Source organism: Winogradskyella psychrotolerans RS-3, from assembly GCF_000427335.1.
Taxonomy (GTDB): domain Bacteria; phylum Bacteroidota; class Bacteroidia; order Flavobacteriales; family Flavobacteriaceae; genus Winogradskyella; species Winogradskyella psychrotolerans.
Genome location: NZ_ATMR01000095.1, coordinates 199,742 through 206,188, shown reverse-complemented (window position 1 = coordinate 206,188; position 6,447 = coordinate 199,742). Strand labels below are relative to the sequence as shown.

Genomic DNA, 6,447 nt, shown 5'->3' with positions numbered 1-6,447 from the left:
TATATATATATATATATATATATATATATATATATATATATATATATATATATATATATATATNTNTTTTTTATGTTTAATTTTTCCTAAAGGTTTATAAATCTGTCTATCTAATACGTTCAATTGTAAAATATGTTTTGCCAGTAAACTTGTCAATTACTGCGCCGGCAGCAGAACTCTGAGCCTGGATTTCTATAGTGTCTCCAATCGTTAATTCTACTACTGACGATATTTGTCTAGCAACTTGGCTTGGATTTGTTGCATTGTTATAGTGATTTGCAGAAAACTCTTGAACAAAATTAGTACCATTTTTAACAACTGCAATTCCAAAGTATTCTGTATTAGCTTGTGAATTATCAGTATGATAGCTCGCGTTTATTCTATAGAATCCAGCAGTACTGGCAATAAATTGACTGCCAGAACTAAGCTCGGTAGAACCTGTTGCGTTTAGAGTGACATTATTAAAATTGATTTTTACCCATGGTGTTCCTCCTGCTATCGTTTGAGCTGCACCAGCCGGGTCGAATGTTGTCGTAATTAAAGAAAACGTAGAAACATCTGCCACAACAGGTATGGTTTGTTGATCCTCAAATGTTAACTGACCAGCACCATCTGTAACTAAAATTTGATTTGCAGTACCATCTACTTTTGGGAATGCATAACCAGTATCACTAGGATCTGCTACTTGTACCTCTCCGTTTACTCTAAATATGTTGTTATTAAACTCCCCGTAAATTAGTGGTGTATCACTGCTTGAATTTTGAATGACCAACGTATTCTCAGCTGAGCCAAAACTACTATCTAAGCCCGCATTATTACCAATAAAAACGTTAGAGCTACCTGTAGTATTTCGACCTGTATTTTTACCGATAAACACATTCTCATCGCCAGTAGCACTTCGACCAGAATTATGACCAACAAATACATTGGAGCCACCAGTAATAAGTTGACTTCCTGAGAAGGTACCCACAGCGACATTATTAACTCCAGATGTAACAAGACCTAAAGCATTGGATCCAAATGCGGAATTATTACCGCTTGTGTTAGATTTAAGCGCCCCATAACCAAATGCAGAATTATTGCTACCATTAACATTTTCATTTAGTGCTTCGTAACCTACACCTGTATTATTCGTTCCGTCTAGGTTTTTATACAAAGCATGATAACCTACCGCAGTAGTTTGATCTGCTGTATTACTATTTAAAGCTGCGGTACCAACTGCTGTATTGCCGTTTCCAGTTTTATTAGAGGTCAAAGCCAAATTACCTACTGCTACGTTGTCTGAACCTATCGTATTTTCAAACATAGCACCGTTTCCAATTGCTGTATTAGTACTACCTGTGTTTTTTCTTAAGGCATCCGCACCCATCGCTGTGTTTTGATTTGCAATAGTGTTTGCTTCTAAAGCTCTTTTTCCGAAAGCGGAATTTCCTACTCCTAAGGTATTATTTTCTAATGCTGAAAATCCAAAAGCCGAGTTATTACTCCCAGTACTTTTTGATAAAGTGGCATAACCGAAAGCAGAATTATGATTCCCATCGACATTCAATTCTAATGATTTATAACCTACGCCAACATTATTATTGTCAGTGGCATCATCATTTACACCAGCATCTATACCAATAAAAATAGAAGAACCATCTTGAGAGCCATCGACATCAGATTTTGCATCAGAAAGGTCATTTAGTTTTTCAATGCTTGAAAGCCTAATCCAACTTGTTGTGGTTTGATCCCAGTGATAAAAACCTTTTGCTCCAGCAGGTGTTGTAAGATATATTAACATGCCTTGCTGATCGGCAGTAGGATCTGTTGTTGGAAAATCATCTAGTCTAGGAATTAATATACCATCTGTATTAGAAGGTGTCGCTTGGTTAGATGCGGTAATATCGAGAGAGGCTTTTGGATCTGTGTTACCAACACCAACTTGTGCGTAAGAAAAAGAGACCATAATTAACGCATAAAAAACAATATTTCTATGACGTACGTCTCTTACTTTAACTAATTTGTTTTTCATATTATGAGGGAGGTTTATGTATGTTAAAATTTAATGTTATTTTTATTAATATGGACTACATCTTTATTGTTTTATAAATTTGAAAAGTTGAATTTTACTATGTTCTGAATACGCTTTTAGAAAATAAACTCCTTTATTTAGTAGTGAAACATCAAAAGACGCTTGATGGCTTTTAAATTCTAAAACTTTCTGTCCTGTAGTGTTATAAATAATTGCAGAAGCGATTTCTTTTGATAATCTAAAATTTTGCTTTACAGGATTTGGAAATAAAGTAAGCTTATTAAAATCTTCATTAGAGTCAATACTTAATGTTTCTCCTACTAAGAAAGCTCCTTCTGGTCTCACATAGGGTTCGTAATCTGGTTTTGGAAACTGCATCATTCTATCATTTAAGTCTTGCATTATAGCCATTTCATCATCCGTAATTAAACCATCGGTAATAGTTGTACTCCAAGTAATCGTTGCACCTGCATCTGTAAACGTTCTTATAAAACGGTAAGCTTGTTCAGCTTCAAAAATTAAATCTGTACTAGCAACACTCCATCGTTGTCTAATAGGTGCAAAATAATGTTTTAATGCTAGTTTACTACCATCATAAGAAGACCAAGGGTTTTCAGTAATCAAAGGAAAAGAAAACTCTTCATAGGCCCAAGAGTTTGGTGGTGCTCCTTGTCCTAATGGTGTAGGATGGCCAGCTGTAAAATCCATATAAGGATCATTAGCTTCTAAAAAGAACACTTTATAATCTGTAGGGTCTTCATCATCCGTTGCATCTGAGTCTACATATATATTATCACCATTCTCATCTTTTACATACGATTTGGTTATATTGGTAGCAATAGCCGCATCTGGATCAACTTCTCTAATCATAGCGATAAAAGCATTTAAATCGCCTGGTAAATTAGAAACATTATCTATCCAATACCCATCAACCAATCCGTTAAATCGTTCAAAAAAGCCTCTAGCTAAAGTTTGCCATGCTAGACCTTCATCTCCAGCAAAATTAGTAGTGTAATAATTTTCCCATCCAACGACAATTCCTGCTTCGGTGGCATCAACATTACCTTGAATTCTTGATGGTCCTGCTCCATTTACATAGAGAATTACTTTTTTTCCTGCATTCTTAAAAACATCAATAACATCGAGTATGATTTGCTCATTTTCTAACGAAGGCACCATGCCAGGGTGAATTTCATTAGCAATATCTACATAAGGATTATCTCTTAAAGTATAAAAGTAACCATGTGCTGGATGTGTAAAATTGGTAATAATATGCCCTACAGCTGGTAAATTATCTACAATCTCCTGCGCACCACCAATCCAGTCATAATCGCTGTCATTATCTAATCTAATACCACCATGTAAATTAAATCTTACACCCCAAGATCCGGATAGAATTGCGGCTAGTGGTACGGTTTGTTCAGAATATCCTGAAATAGTATCAATGTAATAGGTTGAGGTTAATGCTGTTTCATTTTCAGAAGCTAATTCTATAACTATTTGGTCATAACCTCCTGCTAAAATAACCGCAGTCGGAATGGTTATACCGTCAAAATTGAAAGTAAAAGATTCCCATGTGTCTCCTTCTGTAAATAATGATTGATCAAAAGTAACAGCCGAAGCTCCAAGGCTAGAGTTTCTTAAAGACAATCGAATGCTATTATTTGTGGAGTTAAAAGCTGAGGTTGCTAAAGTTGTATATGCTTTTAAAGAAATAGTATAGGAAGATAAATCTGTAATAGGATTCGTTAAATCAAAACTGATGGTAGGGTTGGCCTCCCCATTTCTTATAAATTTAGAAACTGTAGTGTTTAAGTTTAAGCCGTTTATTTCCAGGTTTGCTTCATTTGTTATAAATGTACCTCCTGTAGCAGTATTAAAATGAATGTTTTGGATACTACTTGAATTCTCATACCAAGTTTGTTGCGCCGTAATAGAGCTCAAGCAGAGAATTGAAAATAGAACTATTAAATTAATTTTATTAATCATGCGTTTTTATTTTTTATAAAGGTAATTAGTAGTCTATTATTATAGTTTCTCTAATCCATCAGCTTCTTACTGTAATCCATCTCAACTATTATATCCTAATATTGAGACCGATAAGATTGTAAAAGCACCATTATTTCATTTTTAGTAATTCAAAAAGGTATTGTTTGTGTTCGGTGCTTCAAATTTTGGTAAAATGATGAATTGATGGATTAAAGCAACATTTAAAGCAATATCAGATATAGTATAGTTTTATAATTTTGTTATTTAGCGGAAGCATTAAAACGTTGTAAAGTGGATTCTTAAAAGCGTAATAATTTAGAAATGTATAAGTCAGAAGGCTTTTAAGAGTAAAGCCAGAATTTAATAAAATTGAAATGAAGTATAAAGATTTTATCACCTATGTGGTTGCTGGTGTTTTATGTTTTAACTGTACGGCACAAAACTCAAAAGTAGTCAATCAAAAAATACAGGCTACCGATAGACCAGAACCTAATGTTATTTTATTACTTACAGATGATTTAGGATGGCAAGATGTAAAGGTTTATGATATTGACGAACCATCTCCTTACGAAACCCCAAACCTAGACGCTTTAGCAAAAAAAGGGGTTCAGTTTTGGCAAGCGTACTCTCCGGCTCCGACGTGTGCTCCCAGTCGATGTGCAATTATGAGCGGAACGCATCCGGCAAGAGCCCAAAAGACACACGTGGTAGGTGGTGCACCTCCTACGGTTTATGGTAATAAAAATTCGCAACGTATTATAGATCCGTGGTATAGCGGTCGTATGCCCGAAAACGAAATGACTCTAGCGAGAGTATTACAGCAAAAAGGTTACACTACAGGACATACCGGAAAATGGCATATGGCTATTAATCACTTTGCTTTTCCACAACCAACAGATCAAGGGTTTGATGTGTCTACTGCAGATCGTGGCGCAACTAGTCCACAAAAACCGCATCGCTTAACCGATTTTGCAACGACTAAAGCAGATGATCCGTTCCGATTAGATGAGAATGGGTTTCCTTTTCATCAAAATAGTCAGGATGCTTTAAATTTTTTAAAGGAGAATAAACAAGATCCGTTTTTCTTGTACTATGCAACGTTTTTAGTCCACGCACCAATTCACACAAGAAGTAAAGCGCTTTTAGAAAAATATTGTGAAAAATTGGGCGTGCCTTTTCCAACAGATCCTAACCATTGGGATGTAAAAGGGCAGAACAATCCATATTATGCCGCAATGGTAGAGATGTTAGATTATTATGTAGGACAAGTTTTCGATTATTTAGAAACCACTGATGATCCCCGATGGCCTGGACATAAATTAAGTGAAAACACCTATATTATTTTTACTTCAGATAACGGAGGTATGGAAAACGCGCATGGTGATGTGGTAACCGATAATTATCCTTTAGATAAAGGAAAGATAAATGCTAAAGAAGGAGGAACGAGAGTACCTTTATTAATATCAGGACCTGGAATTAAGAAAGGAGTGGAGTCTGATGTTGTGGTTAATGGACTCGATTTTTACCCAACCATTTTGTCTTTATTAGATATAGAAAAACCTAAGGATAAGCATTTAGATGGTGCAGATTTATCGACATTGTTGCTAGAAGATCCTACCGATTCTAAATTGGTTTTAGATAATAATGGTAACGAAAGAACGACGATGATGTGGCATTTTCCACATGCGTCATACCAAAGTACGTTGCGTGTAGGTGATTATAAATTTATTAGAAATTATGATTATAAAAATAATTCTAAGACACCAGAATTTGAGTTATACAAATTATATGCCACCAATAATGGAGTCGCAGAACGTGCAGATATTGAAGAGGCCAATAATTTAGCAACATCAAATCCTGAAAAAATTAAGGAAATGAACGCGCAGTTGACTTCTATTTTAACCGAAATGAAGGCCAGTTATCCATCGTATAATCCGTATTATAAAAGTGAGATGGAGCATAAAGAAACGGTTCCGACTGTGATATCTGCATCAAAAGATAATAACCAAGTGACTTTTAAATTCAAAGAAAATGGAGCTAAGGTGGTAACCGCTAATTTAATTTATACAACCAATGGCGGACATCGTTATGAAGAATGGTTTAAAGCTGATGCTAAAATAAACGCTGACGGCACAATCACAGCTAATTTACCAAAGGGGACAACACATTACATTATCAATGTTATTGATACGCATAATTTCTTAGTTAGTTACCCTGAAATGCCGACTGTAAAATCACTTAAAAAGGACAAAAAGAACTACTCTAACTATGCTTTAAAGAACAATTAATTATTTGCACGAGATTAAAGAATTAAAAATACATAATAAGTGTAACTGTTTGTTTTTCAGGATAAAAGACTTTATTTTACAGGGAATGAGTCTGTTTTTGGTTGATTTAAGCAACTGAATATCAATTAAGGTGGCTAAATTTGACTAACTAAAATT

3 protein-coding genes are annotated in these 6,447 nt (G+C 34.9%); 1 reads left to right on the top strand and 2 read right to left on the bottom strand.

Going from position 1 to position 6,447, the window contains the following annotated elements; genetic code table 11:
* Positions 1-106: 106 nt before the first annotated feature.
* Entirely contained in the window at positions 107-2,014 is a 1,908-nt protein-coding gene (locus ADIWIN_RS19570; protein WP_020897800.1) for a phage tail-like protein, read from the bottom strand.
* A gap of 63 nt (positions 2,015-2,077) precedes the next feature.
* Entirely contained in the window at positions 2,078-4,003 is a 1,926-nt protein-coding gene (locus ADIWIN_RS09410) for a T9SS type A sorting domain-containing protein (RefSeq protein ID WP_081669555.1), read from the bottom strand.
* A gap of 374 nt (positions 4,004-4,377) precedes the next feature.
* Between ADIWIN_RS09410 and ADIWIN_RS09405 the strand changes: the two genes are divergently transcribed.
* On the top strand, positions 4,378-6,291 hold the full coding sequence (locus ADIWIN_RS09405; protein ID WP_020897798.1) for a sulfatase: 1,914 nt from the start codon (positions 4,378-4,380) through the stop codon (positions 6,289-6,291).
* The last annotated feature ends 156 nt before the right edge of the window (positions 6,292-6,447 follow it).